General features: G+C 71.7%; 16 protein-coding genes. 9 read left to right on the top strand and 7 right to left on the bottom strand.

Annotated features, from left to right (window positions below; translation table 11 throughout):
* Nucleotides 1–3: 3 nt before the first annotated feature.
* From AQJ58_RS06850 to AQJ58_RS06870, 5 genes are all read left to right on the top strand, one after another.
* Nucleotides 4–516, top strand: coding sequence for a MaoC family dehydratase (locus tag AQJ58_RS06850; RefSeq protein ID WP_067246118.1), 513 nt, complete (start codon nt 4–6; stop codon nt 514–516).
* A 2-nt stretch (nt 517–518) separates the two neighbouring features.
* Nucleotides 519–1,724: an acyl-CoA dehydrogenase family protein gene (locus AQJ58_RS06855; RefSeq protein WP_067246121.1), complete on the top strand. Its 1,206-nt coding sequence runs from the start codon at nt 519–521 to the stop codon at nt 1,722–1,724.
* Nucleotides 1,725–1,894: 170 nt separating this feature from the next.
* A complete protein-coding gene (locus AQJ58_RS06860; RefSeq protein WP_067246122.1) occupies nt 1,895–2,551 on the top strand; it encodes a phosphatidylserine decarboxylase in 657 nt (218 codons plus the stop codon).
* Nucleotides 2,538–3,392: a CDP-diacylglycerol--serine O-phosphatidyltransferase gene (gene pssA / locus AQJ58_RS06865; RefSeq protein ID WP_234359976.1), complete on the top strand. Its 855-nt coding sequence runs from the start codon at nt 2,538–2,540 to the stop codon at nt 3,390–3,392. The genes AQJ58_RS06860 and pssA overlap by 14 nt, the downstream gene beginning before the upstream one ends.
* Before the next feature lie 209 nt (nt 3,393–3,601).
* A complete protein-coding gene (locus tag AQJ58_RS06870) occupies nt 3,602–4,819 on the top strand; it encodes an alpha/beta hydrolase (RefSeq protein ID WP_079078744.1) in 1,218 nt (405 codons plus the stop codon).
* A 7-nt stretch (nt 4,820–4,826) separates the two neighbouring features.
* On the opposite strand, the gene AQJ58_RS06875 is transcribed toward AQJ58_RS06870, so the two are convergent.
* Entirely contained in the window at nt 4,827–5,945 is a 1,119-nt protein-coding gene (locus AQJ58_RS06875; RefSeq protein WP_067246128.1) for a glycerate kinase, read from the bottom strand.
* 216 nt (nt 5,946–6,161) lie between these two features.
* Here AQJ58_RS06875 and AQJ58_RS06880 point away from each other — a divergent pair, with 216 nt between their 5' ends.
* Both AQJ58_RS06880 and AQJ58_RS06885 read left to right on the top strand, forming a co-directional pair.
* On the top strand, nt 6,162–7,247 hold the full coding sequence (locus tag AQJ58_RS06880) for an ADP-ribosylglycohydrolase family protein (protein WP_067246131.1): 1,086 nt from the start codon (nt 6,162–6,164) through the stop codon (nt 7,245–7,247).
* A 115-nt stretch (nt 7,248–7,362) separates the two neighbouring features.
* Nucleotides 7,363–7,863 (top strand): NUDIX domain-containing protein, encoded by a 501-nt coding sequence (locus AQJ58_RS06885; RefSeq protein ID WP_067246133.1) that lies wholly within the window; start codon nt 7,363–7,365, stop codon nt 7,861–7,863.
* A gap of 18 nt (nt 7,864–7,881) precedes the next feature.
* On the opposite strand, the gene AQJ58_RS06890 is transcribed toward AQJ58_RS06885, so the two are convergent.
* On the bottom strand, nt 7,882–8,082 hold the full coding sequence (locus AQJ58_RS06890; protein WP_067247653.1) for a type II toxin-antitoxin system VapB family antitoxin: 201 nt from the start codon (nt 8,080–8,082) through the stop codon (nt 7,882–7,884).
* Between the two features lie 149 nt (nt 8,083–8,231).
* Here AQJ58_RS06890 and AQJ58_RS06895 point away from each other — a divergent pair, with 149 nt between their 5' ends.
* A complete protein-coding gene (locus tag AQJ58_RS06895) occupies nt 8,232–8,966 on the top strand; it encodes an SIR2 family NAD-dependent protein deacylase (protein WP_067246136.1) in 735 nt (244 codons plus the stop codon).
* A 17-nt stretch (nt 8,967–8,983) separates the two neighbouring features.
* On the opposite strand, the gene AQJ58_RS06900 is transcribed toward AQJ58_RS06895, so the two are convergent.
* From AQJ58_RS06900 to AQJ58_RS06920, 5 genes are all read right to left on the bottom strand, one after another.
* Nucleotides 8,984–9,466 carry a methylated-DNA--[protein]-cysteine S-methyltransferase gene (locus AQJ58_RS06900; RefSeq protein WP_067246139.1) on the bottom strand — a complete coding sequence of 161 codons (483 nt, stop codon included), beginning with the start codon at nt 9,464–9,466 and terminating at the stop codon, nt 8,984–8,986.
* Between the two features lie 10 nt (nt 9,467–9,476).
* Nucleotides 9,477–10,982, bottom strand: coding sequence for an AlkA N-terminal domain-containing protein (locus AQJ58_RS06905; protein ID WP_067247656.1), 1,506 nt, complete (start codon nt 10,980–10,982; stop codon nt 9,477–9,479).
* A 67-nt stretch (nt 10,983–11,049) separates the two neighbouring features.
* A complete protein-coding gene (locus tag AQJ58_RS06910; protein ID WP_067246142.1) occupies nt 11,050–11,565 on the bottom strand; it encodes a DUF7144 family membrane protein in 516 nt (171 codons plus the stop codon).
* Between the two features lie 140 nt (nt 11,566–11,705).
* Nucleotides 11,706–13,118, bottom strand: coding sequence for a dihydrolipoyl dehydrogenase (gene lpdA / locus AQJ58_RS06915; protein WP_067246145.1), 1,413 nt, complete (start codon nt 13,116–13,118; stop codon nt 11,706–11,708).
* 102 nt (nt 13,119–13,220) lie between these two features.
* Nucleotides 13,221–17,135: a glycoside hydrolase family 2 TIM barrel-domain containing protein gene (locus tag AQJ58_RS06920; protein ID WP_067246147.1), complete on the bottom strand. Its 3,915-nt coding sequence runs from the start codon at nt 17,133–17,135 to the stop codon at nt 13,221–13,223.
* Between the two features lie 381 nt (nt 17,136–17,516).
* Here AQJ58_RS06920 and AQJ58_RS06925 point away from each other — a divergent pair, with 381 nt between their 5' ends.
* Nucleotides 17,517–19,367: a M1 family aminopeptidase gene (locus tag AQJ58_RS06925; RefSeq protein WP_067246150.1), complete on the top strand. Its 1,851-nt coding sequence runs from the start codon at nt 17,517–17,519 to the stop codon at nt 19,365–19,367.
* The last annotated feature ends 59 nt before the right edge of the window (nt 19,368–19,426 follow it).

The raw sequence follows: 19,426 nt of genomic DNA on the forward strand, positions 1-19,426 counted from the left end.
GCGATGCAGTTCGGACGCACCTACGAGGAGTTCGAGGTCGGGGCGACGTACAAGCACTGGCCGGGCAAGACGGTCACCGAGTACGACGACCATCTGTTCTGTCTCCTCACCATGAACCACCACCCCCTGCACATGGACGTCAACTACGCCGAGAACACCACGGACTTCGGCAAGAACGTCGTGGTCGGGAACTACATCTACTCCCTGCTGCTCGGCATGTCGGTGCCGGACGTGTCCGGCAAGGCGATCGCCAACCTGGAGATCGAGTCGCTCCGGCACGTGGCGCCGACCTTCCACGGCGACACGATCTACGGCGAGACGACCGTGCTGGACAAGTGGCCCTCGAAGTCGAAGAACGACCGCGGGATCGTCCATGTGGAGACCAAGGGCTACAAGCAGGACGGCACGCTCGTGTGCGTGTTCCGCCGCAAGGTGATGGTGCCGACCGAGACGTACATCAAGGAGCGCGGCGGCGAGCAGCCGGGCCGCCCCGAGCTGAAGCAGCAGGAGAAGTAGCCATGGCGCGACTTGCCCAGACCGCCGGTCTGACCGACGTCCAGCAGGAGATCCTCTCCACCGTCCGCGACTTCGTGGACAAGGAGATCATCCCGGTCGCCACCGAGCTGGAGCACCGCGACGAGTACCCGCAGCAGATCGTCGACGGTCTGAGGGAACTCGGCCTGTTCGGCCTGATGATCCCCGAGGAGTACGGGGGTCTGGGCGAGTCGCTCCTGACCTACGCGCTGTGCGTGGAGGAGATCGCCCGGGGCTGGATGTCGGTCTCGGGGATCATCAACACGCACTTCATCGTGGCGTACATGCTCAAGCAGCACGGCACGCAGGAGCAGAAGGACCACTTCCTGCCGCGGATGGCGGCCGGCGACGTCCGGGGCGCGTTCTCGATGTCGGAGCCGGGCCTGGGCTCGGACGTGTCGGCGATCACGTCGAAGGCGGTGAGGGACGGCGAGGAGTACGTCCTGAACGGTCAGAAGATGTGGCTGACGAACGGCGGTACGTCGTCACTGGTGGCCGTTCTGGTCAGAAGTGATGAAGGACACCCCGAGGGTACGGCGCCCCACAAGTCGATGACCACCTTCCTGATCGAGAAGGAGCCCGGCTTCGGAGAGGTCCGCCCCGGCCTCACCATCCCGGGCAAGATCGACAAGATGGGCTACAAGGGTGTCGACACCACCGAGCTGATCATGGATGACCTGCGGCTTTCCGCCGATCGGGTGCTCGGCGGGGTCACCGGCCGGGGTTTTTACCACATGATGGACGGCGTCGAGGTGGGACGCGTGAATGTGGCGGCGCGTGGCTGCGGCGTCGCTCAGCGTGCCTTCGAGCTGGGCGTCCGGTACGCGCAGCAGCGGCACACCTTCGGCAAGGCGATCGCCCAGCACCAGGCGATCCAGTTCAAGCTCGCCGAGATGGCTACCAAGGTCGAGGCCGCGCATGCCATGATGGTGAACGCGGCACGCAAAAAGGACTCCGGCGAACGAAACGACCTTGAGGCCGGTATGGCGAAGTACCTCGCCTCCGAGTACTGCAAGGAGGTCGTGGAGGACGCCTTCCGGATCCACGGCGGCTACGGCTTCTCCAAGGAGTACGAGATCGAGCGCCTCTACCGTGAGGCCCCGATGCTGCTGATCGGTGAAGGTACCGCCGAAATCCAGAAAATGATCATCGGGCGCCGACTGCTCGAAGAGTATCGGTTCCAGGGCTAGATGTCCGGGTTGGGGGTGTTTTCTTCGAGAAGAAGATCACACCCCGTCAACTTCACCCGGCAGCCGACTCGGCTTCCTGGCTTACCCAGTTGCGCCCCCGAACCGCTACGATCGCCGGAAAGCCGCCGTCCCCCGTCGAAGCGCGGCATCGTCCGCTACGAAGGTCATCCATGCCCCACAGCCAAACCTCTGCACACCGCGACCGCCTGGTAGGCGCACGCCTCGCGCGCGGAGCATCGCCGTGGCTTCTGCCGACCGTCGCCACCGCAGCCGTCAGCCTGGTCCGCGCCCGCCGCTCGGGCGTCGCGAAGGCCGTCGCCGTCCCCGCCACCGCGCTGGCGGCGGGCATGCTGTGGTTCTTCCGCGACCCCGAGCGCGAGATCGCGCCGGGCCGGGTCATCTCCCCCGCCGACGGAGTGGTGCAGAGCATCATGCCGTGGAAGGACGGACGCACCCGGGTGGCGATCTTCATGAGCCCGCTCAACGTCCACGTCAACCGCGCGCCGCTCTCCGGCACGGTCACGTCCGTGGAGCACATCCCCGGCGGGTTCGTTCCGGCGTTCAACAAGGAGAGCGAGAACAACGAGCGCGTCGTCTGGCACTTCGACACCGAACTCGGTGACATCGAGATGATCCAGATCGCCGGTGCCGTCGCCCGCCGCATCGTCCCCTATCTCCCCGAGGGCACGAAGGTCGAGCAGGGCGACCGGATCGGCCTCATCCGCTTCGGCTCCCGCGTCGACCTCTACCTGCCCGAGGGCGTGGAGGTCGCGGTCGAGGTCGGCCAGAAGACCGTGGCGGGGGTGACTCGCATTGACCGTGATTGACCCTGAGACCCAGGCGGGCTGGGTGCCCGAGGCCGACGACGCGGACGACGAGGAGGAGATGCCCCTCTCGCTGCGTCTGTCGATAGCGGACACCCTCACCCTCGGCAACGCCACGTGCGGCTTCATGGCGGTGTACTTCACCACCACCGGCATCCTGATCCCGCACCTCACCGGGGACCAGGAGACCGGGATGGCCCGCCACAGCGCGGCCACCGCCGTCATCCTGATGCTCTGCGCGGCCGTCTTCGACCTGTTCGACGGTCTGGTCGCGCGCAAGCTGCGCAGCTCCCCCATGGGCGCGGAGCTGGACAACCTCTCGGACCTGATCAGCTTCGGCCTGGCGCCGGCGTACTTCGTCCTCGTCTACGGCATGGTCGCCGACGACGCCCACCAGCGGGTGGCGGCGGTCGGCGCGATCGTCGTCCTGCTGGCGGTGGTGCTGCGGCTGGCGAGATTCTCGTGCGTGACCCCGCCGAACGGCATGTTCCAGGGCATGCCCTCGCCGTTCGGCGCACTGACCGTGGTCTCGATCGTGCTGCTGGAGCTGCCCTTCGTGGCGACGCTGCTGGCCATCCTGGGGACCGCCTGGCTGATGGTGAGCCGGGTCGAGTACCCCAAGCCGCGGGGCCGCCTCGCCGGCGCGGTGCTCGTCTGGATCGTGCTGTCGATAGGGCTGCTGGCGGCGTGGGCGTTCGACGCCCCGAGCGGCCAGCTGCTGCTGCAGACCGGCTGCGCGCTGCAGCTCGTCATGGGCGCGGTGATCCCGCTGTTCGCCACGGCCCGCCGGGTGAACAACTTCCGCGACAACCGACGCGAGGCACGGGCGGCCCAGCTGCCCTGACCCTCCCTCACCGCACACGGGTGCGGCCCGAGCCCCTTCCGGCTCGGGCCGCACCCGTTTCGGCTTCAAGGGCGTCCGCGGTGTGCCCTTGACCTGTCAACTACCCGCGATCCGCGAGCGGTTGCACAGCGTGAGGAAGGAGAGGACGGTGGAAGAGGGGGTAATTTGCCAGAATTTGACCCATTCATACCCCGCTCTGGGAGATGGTCATGTCCTCACTCATCCTCACGGAACACAAGGTCCCGCACGTCTCCACGATCCCGGCGAACGACATGGAGCCGGTGCAGCTCCCCGTACGGGAGTACGACGGCACCAACGGGAACAACCCGCGCAAGCCCGTCCTGATGCTGCACGGCAGGAGCGTGCCGGCGCTCGCGGGCTTCGACCTCCCGCCGGTCCCCGGCGGCTCCCCCACCCGCTACAGCTGGGCGCAGGAACTGGCGGGCGCCGGTTACGACGTCTTCATCATGGATCTCCAGGGATCCGGACGGTCGCCCCGCCCCAGGATGGACGACGCGTGCAACGCCAACCCGGCCCAGCAGGAGCAGCTCCTCGTCCCGAACCCCCTCCCGGCGGCCTGCCCGCCCCCCTACCCCCACCAGCTCGGCAACTCGGAGAGCGAGGAGGCGGAGCTGCACACGGTGGTGCAGTACATCAGGGGCCTGCAGGGCAGGGACAAGCCGGTCCGCTTCGTGGGCTGGTCCGCGGGCGCGCTGGTGATGGGCCCCTACACCCTCAAGCACCCGGAGGACGTCGAGAGCCTGTTCCTGCTGGCACCGATCTTCCCGCCGAAGGGCCGGTGGTCGGAGAACCCGGCCGACCCCTTCGGACGCCCGCCCGGAGCCCAGACGCTGCCGGTGTCCACACCGCCCGCCACGTTCGGCTTCCCGATGCACGTGGCGAGCAAGACGGGGGTGAAGGCATCGCTCAGCAGCACCCCCAGCCTGTGGGAACCCGGCATCGAGGACGTCGTGTGGGACGCCTGCATGCAGAGCGACCCGGTGGGCAGCAAGTGGGGCCCCGAGGAGGGACCCGGCGACTACGAGGGCGTCCTGCGGTACCGGAACACCTACTGGTGGGGCTGGAACAACCAGACCGCGCCGTCCAAGGACCCCGGCGGCACGTATGTGCTCGGTGACCGGGTTCCCGTGGCGATCGTCTACGGCCAGCTGGACCGGACGGCCAACACTCCGGCGACCTTCCCCGACGTCCTGCGTTTCTCCGTGCCGGACCTCTACACGGCCGTCAAGGGACCGAAGAAGCTGATGTTCTGCCTCGAAGGCGCCGGCCACTCCCTGGTCTGGGAGACCACCGCGAAGACCGTCCACCACATCGCGAGGCAGTGGTTCAAGAACGGCAAGGCGTACGGCCTGGACCACGGCAGCTACTTCAGGGACCTGAACGGCGAGCTGATCGGCTTGCCGTGACCCCGGCTCAGGTCAGGAAGTCGTGACCGATCCGCTCCGCGACCCGTTCCAGGATCGGGCCGGCGTCGGAGATGCAGGTCGCCACGTCCGGCTCGATCTCCGTCAGGGGGTACGCCCGGCGGATCCCCGCCCGGCCGAGGGCCTGCGGTGGCAGGGCCAGGCGTCCGCAGACCGCGACGACCTCCTTGCCGGCGGCACGGGCGGCGGCCGCGACCCCGGCGGGGGCCTTGCCGTGCAGGGTCTGCTCGTCCAGCGAACCCTCGCCGGTGATCACCAGCTCGGCCCGCTCCAGGGCCGGTGCGAAGCCCAGCACGTCCAGCATCACCTCGATGCCGGGCCGGAACCGGGCCCCCAGCAGCAGGGCGCCGTAGCCGATCCCGCCCGCGGCGCCGGCCCCGGGCGCGGCCGCGTACGCCGCGGCCCGTGGGCCGACCTCCGTCTCCAGCACCTTCGTGTAGTGCGCGAGCGCCTCGTCCAGCGCCTGGACGTCGTCCGGGGAGGCGCCCTTCTGCGGCCCGTACACCGCCGGCGCGCCCTTCGGGCCGGTCAGCGGGTTGTCGACGTCGCTGGCGAGGACCAGTTCCACGGACGACAGCCGCGGATCGAGACCGGACAGGTCGGCACGGTCCAGGGCGGCGAGTCCGCCGCCGCCCGGCGCCACCGGCTCGCCGTCCCCGTCCAGGAACCGGGCCCCGAGCGCGGACAGCATGCCCGCGCCGCCGTCGGTGGTCGCACTGCCGCCGACGCCGAACACGATCGTGCGGACACCCGCGTCCAGCGCGGCGCGCAGCAGCTCACCGGAGCCGTACGTCGAGGCCGTCAGCGGGGCGAGGACACCGGCGGGCAGCCGTTGCAGACCGCTCGCCTCCGCCATCTCCACCACGGCGGTGTCGCCGCGCAGCGCGAACGCGGCGGTGACCTCGTGCCCGAGGGGACCGGCGACCCGTACCTCCCGGCGTTCGAAGCCGGCCGCGACCGCCGCGGCGACCGTGCCGTCGCCGCCGTCGGCGACCGGCAGGGCCTCCACCTCGACGTCCGGCGCGGCCCGGCGCAGCCCGGCCGTCACCCGCTCGGCGACCTGTACGGCCGTCAGCGAGCCCTTGAACTTGTCCGCGGCCACGAGCACCCGTCGTCGGGTGCCCTGCGTTGCAGCGTCCGCCACCGTTTCCATCCCCTTGCTCTCCGGGCCCCGCGCACGTCAGGGCCGGTCGCGCCGCAGCGACCTTAACCGGAGGACGCCCGCGCCGTCATGCGTCGCCCGCCCCCTGGGACGGACTGAGGACCTCCTGTGGAGGCCGCCGGAAACCGCGCGAGGGCGCCCGGAATCGGGTAGACCGGAGCCATGACCGCTGTGGGGACCTCCCCGACCGCCGGGCCCGCCCTCGCCGACCGTGTGCTCGGCGGCTGGCTGGGCCGGATCGCCGGCAACATGCTCGGCAAACCGGTCGAACAGGGGGAGGTGTGGACCCGCGAGCGCATCGACGGCTATCTGCGCCGCGCCGGCGCGCTCCCCCTCACCGACTATCTGCCCGAGCCCGCCACCGAGGAGGACCGCGGGCGGCTGCGGCCCGAGTGGCGCAGCTGCGTGCGCGGCCGCGTCCACGGCAGCTGCCGCGACGACGACATCGACTACGCGATCCTCGGACTCGACCTGCTGGAGCGGCACGGGTTCGCGTTCACCACCGAACAGGTGGGCGACCTGTGGCTGCTGCGGCTGCCGTACCTCCAGACGTTCACCGCGGAACGCGCCGCCTACCGCAACCTCGCGGGCGGCATCAGACCGCCGCTGACGGCGACGTACGACAATCCGTACCAGGAGTGGATCGGCGCCCTCATCCGCGCCGACGTCTACGGCTGGACCAGTCCCGGCGCCCCCCGGCGCGCGGCGTCCCTCGCCCGCCGGGACGCGGTGCTCTCGCACACCGGGAACGGGGTCTACGGCGCGATGTGGTCGGCGGCGCTGATCGCGGCGGCGTTCACCGCGCCGACGGTGCGCGGCGCGCTGGCGGAGGCGATGGCCGTCATCCCGGCGAGCAGCCGTCTGGCCCGGACCGTCCGCCGGGTCACCGCCCTCCACGACACGGGCCTGGGCTGGGAGGACACCCTGGCCACGGTCGGCGCCGAGACGTCCGGCCTCGGCTGGATCCACACCGTCCCCAACGCCGCCGTCCTGACCGCGGGACTGCTCTACGGCGACGGCGACTTCACCCGCACCCTCGCCCTCACCGTCCGCGGCGGCCTGGACACCGACTCCAACGGCGCCACGGCGGGCTCGGTGGCCGGTGTGATGACCGGGGCACGGGCGATCCCCGCGCACTGGACGGACCCGCTGGAGGACACCGTGCACAGCGCGGTGTTCGGCTTCGACGGGGCCCGCATCAGCGAGCTGGCGGAGCGGACGGTGCGGTTGGTGGGGGCACCGGGCTAGGGCAGAGGGGCGCGGAGGTGTGTGCGGGGGCGTGCGAGCGCACCGGGGTGCCACGGGCGGGCGCGTGCGGTGGCGGGCGGCGGGAGCGGGTGGCGGAGCTGGATACCCTGCTGGGATGACTGCCTCCAGCGCCTCCGACTTCGCCGCGTACATCGCCTCCCTGCCGCGCATCCTGGCCGGTGCCGCCGTCCTCTTCCGGGACGTGGAGGGGCGGGTGCTGCTCGTCGAGCCCAACTACCGGGACGGCTGGGCGCTGCCGGGCGGCACGGTGGAGTCCGACCAGGACGAGACGCCCCGGCAGGGCGCGCGCCGCGAGACGCTGGAGGAGATCGGCCTCGACCGTCCGCTCGGGCGGCTGCTCGCGGTGGACTGGTCGGTCGGACCGGGCAGGCCGCCGCTGGTGGCGTACCTCTACGACGGTGGGACCCTCGACGAGGACGACCTCAAGGCGATCCGGCTCCAGGAGGAGGAACTGCTGTCCTGGCGGCTGGTCCCGCGCGAGGAGATCACGGGACATCTGCTGGGCTCCCTCGGCCGCCGCGTCCTCGCCGCCCTCGACGCCCTGGCGGACGGCTCGGGACCGGTCGAGCTGGAGAACGGCCGCCCGGTGGGCTGACCCGCGGACGCCGCCGGCTCAGCCCTCGGGGTTGCGCGGTTCGCCGTCCACCTCGCGCAGCGCCTCGTCGCGGGCGGCGACCCGGGCCTCCGTGCGGTGACCGCGCTCGATGTAGTCCCGGACGACGAGTTCGACGGCGTCCTGGGGGTTGCCCACCCCGGAGAGAACCATGACCTCGACGACGAGCTGGGCATCGAGGGAGACGGTGACCTTGGCCATGCCGGGACGGTACCAGCGCACGGGGAATCCGCCCAGGCGGTGATCGGCCGGCGGCCGCGGTCCCCGGGCCCTGGCTCCCTGCCGACCCTGCGGCCGGCGCCCCGGATATCCGTTCGCCCCGAGCGGGCGGGAACCCTACCCTCGGGCCCATGAACAGGCCACTCGTCGCCCTCCTCACAGGTGCCGGCATCTCCACCGACTCCGGGATCCCCGACTACCGCGGTCCGAACGGGCTGTGGCGACGGGACCCCGAGGCCGAGAAGCTCGTCACCTACGACTTCTACATGCGGGACCCGGAGATCCGGCGGCGGTCGTGGCTGATGCGGCGGGAGACCGGCGCGCTGCGCGCCGAGCCGAACGCGGCGCACCGGGCCGTCGCCGGGCTGGAGCGGTCCGGGATCCCGGTGCGGGTGATCACCCAGAACGTGGACGGCCTGCACCAGCGCGCGGGCCTGCCCGACCGCAAGGTGCTGGAGCTGCACGGCACCGCGCACGGTGTCGTCTGCACGAAGTGCCACGCCCGCGGGACGATGGCGGACGCCCTCGCCCGCGTCGACGCCGGCGAGCCGGACCCGCCCTGTCTGGAGTGCGGCGGGATCCTGAAGACGGCCACCGTGATGTTCGGCGAGCGGCTCGATCCGGTCGTCCTCGGTGACGCGCTCGCGATCAGCAAGGCCTGCACCGTGTTCATCGCCGTCGGCACCAGCCTCCAGGTCCAGCCCGCCGCGGGCCTCGCCGGTGTCGCCGCCGACCACGGCGCCCGGCTGGTCATCGTCAACGCCGAGCCGACCCCGTACGACGAGATCGCCGACGAGGTCGTCCGCGAGCCCATCGGAGAGGCCCTGCCCCGGCTGCTGCGGGAGCTCCGGGAGCAACCGGTCTGACGCTCTCACGTGAGGGGTCAGAACAGCGCCGCACCGCTCTCGAAGTCCAGCAGGCGCTGCTTGCGGTCCAGGCCGCCGCCGTAGCCGGTGAGGCCGCCGCTCGCGCCCACCACGCGGTGGCAGGGGACGATGATCCCGATCGGGTTCCTGCCGTTGGCGAGGCCCACGGCCCGGGAGGCGCCCGGATTGCCGAGGAACCCCGCGAGTTCGCCGTAGGAGCGGGTCTCGCCGTACGGGATCCTGCGCAGCTGGTCCCACACCTCGCGCTGGAACGGGGTTCCCGACATGCGCAGGGGGAGGGTGAACTCCTTCAATCCGCCCTCGAAATAGGCCTCCAGCTGTTCCTCGGCCGCGCCGAACAGGGTGTCGTCGCGGGGGCCGAAGTTCTCCTGCGGCGGCCGGTGACGCTGTTCGGCCATGTAGAGGCCGCACAGCACACCGTCGTCGGCGACGAGGGTGAGGGGCCCGTACGGGCTGTCGATGACGGTGTGGTTCTTCATGCGAACGTCCCTAGACAGGAAGGAAGTTGATCGGGTGGCTGTCGGTCGCCCACAGGTACTGGACCGCGTAGGCCCGCCAGGGACGCCAGGCCGCCGCGCGGGCCGTGAGGGCCGCCGGGGTGGACGGCAGGCCCAACTCCTGTGCGGCACGCCGGATTCCGAGGTCGGTGGGGAGGAAGGCGTCGGGGTCGCCGAGGGCGCGCATGGCGATGACGTCGACGGTCCACGGGCCGAAGCCGGGGAGGGCGAGGAGCCGGGCGCGGGTCTCGGGCCAGTCGCTCTCGGGGCCCAGGTGGAGGGTTCCCTCGGCGAGGTGGCGGACGAGGGTGGTGAAGGTGGTGCGACGGGTGCGGGGCATGGCCAGGGACTCGGGGTCGGCCTCGGCGAGGGCCTCGGGGCTCGGGAAGAGGTGGGTGAGGCCGCCTTCCGGGTCCTCGACCGGGTCGCCGTACGCGGTGACCAGACGGGCCGCGTGGGTGCGGGCGGCCGCCGTGGACACCTGCTGCCCCAGCACGGCGCGTACGGCGAACTCGGCCTCGTCGACCGTGCGCGGCACCCGGCGGCCGGGCGCCTTGTCCACGAGGGGGGCCAGCAGGGGGTCCGTGCGCAGCTGGTCGTCGACGGCGACGGGGTCGGCGTCGAGGTCGAGCATGCGCCGGCAACGGCTGGTGGCGACGGTGAGATCGCGCAGGTCGGTGAGGGTGAGCCGGCAGCCGATGTGGTCGGGGTGCGGGGTGAGCGCGACGACCGCGTGGCCGTACGGGAGGCGCAGGGTGCGCCGGAAGGCGCCGTCACGCCACTCCTCGACGCCGGGGACACCGGTCGCGGCGAGGTGGCCGAACAGGTTGTCGGGGTTGAGCGGGGCGCGGAACGGCAGCCGGAGCTGGAGGGTGCCGCCGGTGGCCGGTGCCCCGGGGCCGGGGGCCGGTGCCCGGTCCTTTGCCTGGTCCTTGTGCGGGACCCGGGCGCGCAGTTCGCTCGGGGACAGCGCGAACACCTCGCGCACGGTGTCGTTGAAGGTGCGCACGGAGGAGAAGCCGGCGGCGAACGCCACGTCCGCCATGGGCAGTCCGGTCGTCTCGACGAGGAGGCGGGCCGTCTGGGCGCGCTGGGCGCGGGCCAGCGCCAGGGGGCCCGCGCCGAGTTCGGCGAGGAGCTGGCGTTCCACCTGACGGGTGCTGTAGCCGAGGCGGGCGGCGAGTCCGGGCACGCCGTCCCGGTCGACGACCCCGTCGGCGATCAGCCGCATGGCGCGGGCGACGAGGTCGGCGCGCCGGTTCCACTCCGGGGAGCCCGGGCTGGTGTCCGGCCGGCAGCGCTTGCACGCACGGAAGCCTGCCTGCTGGCAGGCGGCGGCGCTCGCGTGGAAGACCATGTTCTGCGGCTTGGGCGGTACGGCGGGGCAGCTCGGCCGGCAGTAGATGCCGGTGGTCAGGACCGCGGTGAAGAACCATCCGTCGAACCGTGCGTCCTTCGACTGCACGGCGCGCACACAGCGCTCGCGGTCGGTGTGCATCGCGTTCTGCATGTGTCCAGCATCGACCACCCGTCGCGTCGGCGCTGGCGAGAATCCGACATGGACATCATCCGCGCAGGCGGGCTCGGGGCGCTTCCGGTCGCGTCCGCTCCGGGAGCATGGCCAGGGACCAGATCACGAACACGTCGATCGCCATCACGGTGACCGACCACGGCGGTTCGTACGGCAGGAACAGCCACTGGGCGACCAGGCTGAGCGCGGCCAGGAGGATGCCCGCCGGGCGGGCCCGGGCCACGCCCCGCAGGAGGGCCGCGCCGGTGGCGGCGGCGAGGACGCCGAGCGTGAGGTGGATCGCGCCCCAGCCGGTGAGGCTGAGTGCGTAGACGTAGGAGCCGACACGGGCGTAGACGTCGTCGCCGGAGAGGGCGACCACGGCCTGGAGGACGGCCAGGAGTCCGCCGCAGAGCAGCAGGATTCCGGAGAAGACCCTCCCGCCGGAGGCGAAGCCGTCGTGCGCGGCCGGCGCGGACCGGCGCGGGCCGCCGGGCGGGACGGACCAGGCGGTGCCGATCTCGCCCCCGGTGTGGCCGATGGGGCCGTGGGCGGAGGGGTGGGAGGTCATGGGCGGGCGTCCCTTCCGGTGCTGCGCCGCGCGCCGTCGCTCGGGTCCTGCGGCTGCTGCCAGGACATCCCGGGCGTCGGGGGGCGGCGAGCGCGGCGGGGCCGTTCGGACGAGCGACCCGTCCGGCCCCGCCGCCGCCCTCACATGTTGATCATGTGTCCGGCGAGGCCGTGGACGGCTTCCTTGACGGCTTCGCCGAGGGTGGGGTGGGCGTGGACGTTGCGGGCGACCTCGTGGACGGTGAGGTCCCACTGCTGGGCGAGGGTGAGTTCGGGCAGCAGTTCGGTGACGTCGGGGCCGATGAGGTGGCCGCCGATCAGCTCGCCGTACCTCGCGTCGGAGATGAGCTTGACGAAGCCGGTGGTGTCGCCCAGGCCGTGCGACTTGCCGTTGGCGCTGAAGGGGAACTTGGCGACCTTGACGTCGTAGCCGAGCTCGCGGGCCTGGGCCTCGGTGTAGCCGAAGCTGGCGATCTGCGGCTGGCAGTAGGTGGCGCGCGGGATCATCGCGTAGTCGAGTTCCATCGTCTCCGCGCCGGCGAGGGTCTCGGCGGCGATCACGCCCATGGCCTCGGCGGTGTGGGCGAGCATCAGCTTGGCGGTGACGTCGCCGATGGCGTACAGGTGCGGGACGGAGGTGCGGCAGCGGCCGTCCACCTCGATCGCGCCGCGCTCGGTGAGGGCGACGCCGGTGTTCTCCAGGCCGAAGCCGGTGACGTTGGGGGCGAAGCCGATGGCCTGGAGGACCTTGTCGGCCTCCAGCACCCGCGGCGCGCCGTCCTTGCCGGTGACGGTGACCCGGACCTGCGGACCGGACTCGTCGATGGAGTCGACGCGGGTGGAGGTGAGGACGTCGATGCCCAGCTTGCGGTACTGGCGGGCGAGTTCGGCGGAGACCTCGGCGTCCTCCAGGGGCGCGACGCGGTCCAGGAACTCCACGACGGTGACCTTGACGCCGTAGTTGTTCAGGACGTAGGCGAACTCGATGCCGATGGCCCCGGCGCCCGCGATGATCACGGACTGCGGGAGCTCCTCGGCGAGGATCTGCTCCTCGTAGGTGACGACGCGGGAGGTGCGGCGGGTGCCGGGGAGCAGGCGGGGGGTGGCGCCGGTGGCGATGACGCAGTCCTCGAAGCCGATCGTGCGGCTCTCGCCGTCGTAGCCGGTGACCTGGAGGGTGTGCGGGTCGAGGAAGGTGCCGCGGCCGTCGTACTCGGTGATCCCGTTCTTCTTCATCAGGTAGTGGACGCCCTTGACACGGCCGTCGGCGACCTTGCGGCTGCGGCGGTAGGCCTCGCCGTAGTCGAAGGAGACCGTGCCGTCGACCTTGATGCCGAAGGTCTTCGCCTCGTGGGTGACGATGTGGGCGAGCTCGGCGTTGCGCAGCAGGGCCTTGGTGGGGATGCAGCCCACGTTCAGGCAGACGCCGCCCCAGTACTTCTCCTCGACGACGGCGACGCGCTTGCCCAACTGGGCGGCCCGGACCGCGGCCACATAGCCGCCGGGGCCGGCGCCCAGTACGACGACGTCGAATCGCTCGTCCTGCTCGGTCATGAGAGGTTCCTGTTCCCTGGGTACCGTTTCGTGTTCCGTGGGGAAACGGTACCCAGGGCGGGGCCGCCGACGGGCCCCGGACGGCCCCGGACGGTCCGCCCGCTACCGGGTGGCCGTGGGCCGGCGCGTGGCCCGCGTCGCCCCGGCCAGGTCGGTCAGGGGGCGCAGCCGGTAGGTGTAGGCGTAGTCGCGGTCGGCGGGGAGTTTGTAGGCGTCGTGGGTGTGGGCGCCCCAGCTGTTGTCGCCGCCGACGCCCATCTGGCGGTGGTTCACCCGCAGGACGACCTCCCGCCGCGGGGTGAGCTGGTAGTCGTGGCGGGCGCCGACGGAGAGGTCCTCGGGGGTGAAGTGGGAGGCGTTGAACTCCAGCAGCGGCTCGCCGCTGACGAGCAGCCCGGTGCCGTCGCGGCCGGTGAGGGCGACCCAGCGGACGTCGGTCTTGTTGCCGTTCTCCTGCGGGCGCAGATAGGGGGTCCACTGGCCGGTGACGGTGCCGGAGTGCAGGCCCACGTCGGTGGCGTCGTTGCGGTCCCAGTGGTTCTCCTCGGGGCCGCGGCCGTAGTAGTACAGGCGTTCGAGCCGGGCGGGCAGGAAGAGCAGCGTGCCCACCTCGGGGAGGTAGGGCAGGGTGGCGGCGCCCGGGTGCAGGGTGTGGTCGACCTTGATCTCGCCGTTGCCGAAGACGGTGTAGGTGGTGGTGTACGCCGACTCGGTGGTGGTGGGCAGCGTTCCGGTGACGTGGATCTCGACGGCCCGGTCGCCCAGGGTCCGTACGGCGGTCCCGGTGACCCTGCGGCGGGCGCCGGCGTCGCGCCAGGTCTGGTTGCGGGTGTGCTGGCCGTTGCCGCGGTCGTTGTCGGTGGGCGCGCGCCAGTAGTTGGGGGTGGGTCCCGAGACGACGAGTGAGGAGCCGCCGCAGCGGTAGGAGGTGATGACACCGGTCCGCTTGTCGACGGTGACGGAGAAGTCCTCGCCGGTGACGGTGACGGACGTGGCGCCCTCCTCGTGGGTGAGGGCGGGGACGGCGGCGAGGGGCACGGGGGTGACGGCGGGGCTGCCGGCGTCGACCGGGATCTGCCGGCGGGCCACCTCGAAGCCCGCCTCGGCCCACGGGGTGCGCTCGCGGGTGGTGAAGGAGAGGTTCAGGAAGTACTCGGTGCCGGGGGCGGGCCGGCGCGGCGGGTGGAAGGGGACGGTGATGTCCTTGGCGGACAGCGGGGGCAGCTTCAGCCGGTCCCGGCTCAGTCTGCCGCGCTGCACCGGCTCGCCGTCGGCGAGCAGTTCCCAGTGGCCGTCGAAGTCGCGCAGGTCGGTGAAGAGGTACTCGTTGGTGAGGGTGACCGGGTCGCCGGGGGTCAGCGTCCCGCCGGTCGCGGGGCGGGCCCCGATTGCCTGGTAGACGCGTTTGACCTGGGCGGACTTCCCGGTGAGGCCGCGGTCGGCCAGCACGATGCCGTCCCCGGAGAACGCGCCGTCGTTGGGGTTGTCGCCCCAGTCCCCGCCGTAGGCCATGAAGGTCTTCTCGCGGGGCCGCTTCTCGGTGACCTCGACGGTGGCCGCGTCGAACCAGAACCGTACGCCGTCGTCGCCGGGGCCCCGGTCGCCGGAGGCGAGTTCGGCGGCGGTCAGGGCGCGGGCGTAGACGCGGGCGGCGCGGATGGTGCCGCTGAACTCGCGGGTCGGGTTGTCGACGTCGGTGGCCAGGGACAGGGGGGCGGTGTTGACGGCGGGGCGCACGGTGGTGGTCCGGGTGGCGCGGACCGTGCCGTCGACCTGGAGGGTGAGCGTGCCGGCGTCGGCGTCGTAGACACCCGCGACATGGTGTTCGCGGCCGGTCCAGTCGTCGGGGACCGCCCAGCTCGCGCTGACCCACTGGCCGCTGCCGTGGATGAAGAACTCCAGGGTGCGGCCCGACTGCTTCAGGGAGTAGTGGGTGTCGCCCTTGACCAGGATCGGCTGGTGGTAGCCGGTCACGTGCGGGGTGACCCAGGCCTCCAGGGTGAGGGAGCCGGTGAGGTCCAGTCGCGGGTCGCGGGCGAAGACCGTGGCACCGGAGACGCCCTTGTCGCGGTCGAAGCCTCCGCTGGGGTTGACGATCTCGCCGGTCAGCGCGGCGGGCCCGGACTCGGTGAACAGGGTGCGGGCCGGGGTGGGCCAGCTCAGGGCCTGGTCGACGAAGTCCCAGATCCAGCCGCCCTGGAGGACGTCGTGGCGGCGGACCAGGTCCCAGTACTCGGTGAGGTTGCCGGTGGAGTTCCCCATCGAGTGGGCGTATTCGATCATCACGTACGGCCGGGTGTCGGCGGTGTCCTTCGCACGGGCCTCGACGCGGGCCGGGGTGTCGTACATCTCGGAGCGGATGTCACTGATGCCGGGGCGGTCGTCGCCCTCGTACTGGATGACGCGGGTGGTGTCGTAGGAGCGGATCCAGTCGTGCATGGCGGTGAAGGTGCTGCCGCCGCCCGCCTCGTTGCCGAGGGACCAGATGACGACCGAGGCGTGGTTCTTGTCGCGGTGGACCATGTTCTGGGCGCGGGCCACGCAGGCCGCGGTCCACTCGGGGTGGTCGCCGGGGTACTGGCCGCGGATGCCGTGGGTCTCCAGGTTGGTCTCGTCGACCAGGTAGAGGCCGTAGGCGTCGGCGAGCTCCAGCCAGAGCGGGTTGTTGGGGTAGTGGGAGGTGCGGACGGTGTTGATGTTGAGGCGTTTGATCAGCCGGATGTCCTCGACGAGGTCGGCGCGGGTGAGGGCGGAGCCGCGCACCGGGTGCATCTCGTGCCGGTTGGTGCCGCGCAGGGAGACGGGCTTGCCGTTGATGCGCATCAGCCCGTCCTTCAGGACGAACTCGCGCAGGCCGACGCGGTGGGAGAGGGTCTCGATCACCCGGCCGCCCGGATCGCGCAGCCGGAGCACGGCGGTGTAGAGGTACGGGTGCTCGGCCGACCACAGGCGCGGCGCGGGCACGGCCTTCTCGGCCTGTACGGTCCGCTCCTCGCCGGCGCCGAGGTCGACCGCCTGGCGCAGCGGCCGGGACCAGACCGGGTGGCCGCCCGCGTCGTAGAGCTGGGTCTCGACGGCGTACCGGCCGGCGCCCTCGCCGCCGTAGTCGCGCACGCTCGCGGTGACCGCCAGCGCGGCCGTCGTGTGCCGGTCGCCGAGCGGGGTGTCGAGGCGGAAGTCGCGCAGGTGCACGGCCGGGGTGGAGTAGAGGTATACCGAGCGGAAGATGCCGCTCAGCCGGATCATGTCCTGGTCCTCCAGCCAGTCGCCGTCGGAGTAGCGGTAGACCTCCACGGCGATCTGGTTGGTGCCGGCTCTCAGGTGCGGGGTGATGTCGTACTCGGCGGGGGTGTAGGAGTCCTCGTGGTAGCCGACGAGTGCGCCGTTGATCCAGACGTAGTGGGCGGACTTGACGCCCTCGAAGTGGAGGAAGGTGCGCCGGCCCGCCCAGCCGCGCGGGACGGTGAAGGTCCGGCGGTACTGGCCGACGGGGTTGAAGCGCGTGGGGGCGGCCGGCGGCTGGGCGTCCTCGCCGAGTCCGTTGGGGCCCCACCAGGGGTAGGTGATGTTGACGTAGAGGGGGCGGTCGTAGCCGTGCAGCTGCCAGGCGGAGGGGACCGGGAGGGTGCCCCAGCCGCTGTCGTCGAGGTCGGTGCGGTGGAAGCCGGGGTCGCGGTCCTCGGGCCGGTCGGCGTGGGCGAACTTCCAGGTGCCGTCCAGGCTCAGCCGGTACGGGGAGCGGGTGCGGTCGGCGGCGAGGGCCTGGGCGAGGTCGGCGTACGGCATGAGGGTGGTGTGCGGGGCCTCGGTGCCGAGCCGGAAGACGTCGATGCGGCCGTTCCACTCGGGGTTGTCCACGACGGCGCCCGCGGCGGCCGCGCGGTGGGTGCCGGCCGGGGCGGACAGGGCGAGGGCGCCGAGGACGGCGGCCGATCCCTCGAGCAGACGGCGACGGCTGACGGCCACCCGCTCGGGGCGGTCCGGCCGGTCCATGGGCGACGCGTACGGGTGCGACATGACCACGACCTTCCTCTGGGGGACCCGTGCGACGGCACGGACGGAGGGTGCGTCAGATCTTGTCGGATAGTGTTGATAAACCGAACAGGGGCGCGCCGTTCTGGCCGGATTTCACCGGTCAGTACACGTCTCGGAGGTAACGCGAAGCGTGCATTACGCAGGTGTCTCCCCGGTGGGGCGCCGGGGGTTACGCGTGCCGCACAGCGGGGGTGGGGCGGGTGTGAGCGGGGCCGTCGCGGGTGCTCGCCGCCGGATTCCTTTGCCGAATCCTGGGTGACATGGACGCGTCAGTCCTGTCAGGCTTCCCCCACCCGTCGCACACCGCCGCTCTCCCTCCGGCACACCCCTGCCGGGGGTCCGGACGCCTCGAAGGAGCCACGTGTGAGACCCACCCCCCGCAAGGCCCTCGCCGCGAGCGCGCTCGCCCTCGCCGCGACGGCCGCCCTCGTCCTGCCCGCGGCCCCCGCGAGCGCCGCGCCCGCGGCGGCCGCGGCCTGCACGCCCTCCCAGGCCGTCGCCAACGGCGGCTTCGAGAGCGGCGCCACCTCCTGGACCCCGTCCTCGGCCACCGTCGTCACCAACCGCACCGGCCAGAGCGCGCACGGCGGCGGGTACTACGCGTGGCTGGACGGCACCGGCGCCACCCACACCGACACGCTCACGCAGACCGTCACCGTCCCGTCCGACTGCGCGAAGGCCACGCTCACCTTCTGGCTGCACATCGACACCGCGGAGACGACGTCGTCCACCGCCTACGACAGACTCACCGCCAAGATCGGCTCGACCACCCTCGCCACGTACTCGAACCTCGACAAGAACACCGGGTACGTCCAGAAGTCCTTCGACGTGTCCGCGTTCGCCGGCCAGACCGTCGCCCTGTCCTTCACCGGCACCGAGGACTCCAGCCTCCAGTCGAGCTTCGTCCTCGACGACATCGCCCTGAACACCTCCGACGCGACCACCCCGCCCGCCGACGCGACCCGGACGCCCGCCGCACCGGCCTACACCGTCAGCCTCACCAGCAACACCGCCGGCACAGTGTGGAACGGGCACGAGACCGCGACCTTCACCAACGCCTCCGCCACCGCGCTGAGCGAGGTCTACCTGCGGCTGTGGGACAACTACCACGGCACCTGCTCCGCACCGCCGATCACCGTCACCAACGTCAGCGGCGGCACGGCCGGCACGCTCGCCGTCTCCTGCACCGCCCTGCCGATCACCCTGGCCACGCCGCTCGCCCAGGGCCAGAGCGCCACGATCGGCTTCGACCTCGGCATCGCGGTGCCCAGCGGCGCCGACCGGTTCGGCTCCGACGGCTCCTTCAGCTTCATCGGCAACGCGCTGCCCGTGCTGGCGGTCAAGGACGGCGCGGGCTGGCACCTGGACCCGTACACCAACAACGGCGAGTCCTTCTACTCCCTGGCCGCCGACTTCCGGGTGACCCTCGACCACCCGACCACCCTGCTGGTCCCGGCCACCGGCACCTCCGTCGACACCGCCGGCTCCAGCGGACGTACCGTCACCACGGCCACCGCCACCCGGGTCCGGGACTTCGCCTGGGCGGCCGGCCCCTTCAGCAAGATCTCCGGCACGTCCGCCGCGGGGACGCCGATCAACGTCTACTCGGTCTCCGGGATCAGCTCCAGCAGCGCCCAGTCGATGCTCAGCACCGCCAGAACCGCCGTCGACGCGCACGCGGCCCGCTTCGGGGCGTACCCGTACGGCGAACTGGACGCGGTCATCGACAACAATTTCTGGTTCGGCGGAATGGAGTACCCCGGATTCGTCCTCGACCTGGTCAGCACCACCGCGCTCACCCATGAGATCGGCCACCAGTGGTGGTACGGCATCGTCGGCGACGACGAGTACAACAGCCCCTGGCTGGACGAGTCGTTCACCGACTACGCCACCGACCTGGCCCTCGGCAGCACCGGCACGAACTGCTGGAACAGCGTCTCGTGGGCGTCGTCCGCCGAGAAGATCACCAACTCGATGGCCTACTGGGACGCCCATTCCTCCCGGTACAGCACGGTCGTCTACGGCTACGGCAAGTGCGCCCTGCACGACCTCAGGCGGCTCATCGGGGACACGGCGATGGCCAACCTGCTGAAGAGCTACGCCACTTCGCACTGGTACGGGGTGTCGACCACGGCCGAGTTCAAGGCGGCCGCCCAGGCCGCCACGACCACGGACCTCACCTCGTTCTGGAGCACGCACCGCATCGAGGGCTGAGCGGGCGGCGGTTCGTCACGGGTGGCGCCGGTGCGGCGTCACCCGTTCGCCTGTGAGGG

The organism is Streptomyces sp. DSM 15324 (assembly GCF_001514285.1).
Taxonomy (GTDB): domain Bacteria; phylum Actinomycetota; class Actinomycetes; order Streptomycetales; family Streptomycetaceae; genus Streptomyces.

Bases quoted from the DNA above. Each gene is read 5' to 3' on its own strand.
- AQJ58_RS06850 (WP_067246118.1), top strand. From the start codon at position 4: ATGCAGTTCGGACGCACCTACGAGGAGTTCGAGGTCGGGGCGACGTAC.
- AQJ58_RS06855 (WP_067246121.1), top strand. From the start codon at position 519: ATGGCGCGACTTGCCCAGACCGCCGGTCTGACCGACGTCCAGCAGGAG.
- AQJ58_RS06860 (WP_067246122.1), top strand. From the start codon at position 1,895: ATGCCCCACAGCCAAACCTCTGCACACCGCGACCGCCTGGTAGGCGCA.
- AQJ58_RS06870 (WP_079078744.1), top strand. From the start codon at position 3,602: ATGTCCTCACTCATCCTCACGGAACACAAGGTCCCGCACGTCTCCACG.
- AQJ58_RS06880 (WP_067246131.1), top strand. From the start codon at position 6,162: ATGACCGCTGTGGGGACCTCCCCGACCGCCGGGCCCGCCCTCGCCGAC.
- AQJ58_RS06885 (WP_067246133.1), top strand. From the start codon at position 7,363: ATGACTGCCTCCAGCGCCTCCGACTTCGCCGCGTACATCGCCTCCCTG.
- AQJ58_RS06890 (WP_067247653.1), bottom strand. From the start codon at position 8,082: ATGGCCAAGGTCACCGTCTCCCTCGATGCCCAGCTCGTCGTCGAGGTC.
- AQJ58_RS06895 (WP_067246136.1), top strand. From the start codon at position 8,232: ATGAACAGGCCACTCGTCGCCCTCCTCACAGGTGCCGGCATCTCCACC.
- AQJ58_RS06900 (WP_067246139.1), bottom strand. From the start codon at position 9,466: ATGAAGAACCACACCGTCATCGACAGCCCGTACGGGCCCCTCACCCTC.
- AQJ58_RS06905 (WP_067247656.1), bottom strand. From the start codon at position 10,982: ATGCACACCGACCGCGAGCGCTGTGTGCGCGCCGTGCAGTCGAAGGAC.
- AQJ58_RS06910 (WP_067246142.1), bottom strand. From the start codon at position 11,565: ATGACCTCCCACCCCTCCGCCCACGGCCCCATCGGCCACACCGGGGGC.
- lpdA (WP_067246145.1), bottom strand. From the start codon at position 13,118: ATGACCGAGCAGGACGAGCGATTCGACGTCGTCGTACTGGGCGCCGGC.
- AQJ58_RS06920 (WP_067246147.1), bottom strand. From the start codon at position 17,135: ATGTCGCACCCGTACGCGTCGCCCATGGACCGGCCGGACCGCCCCGAG.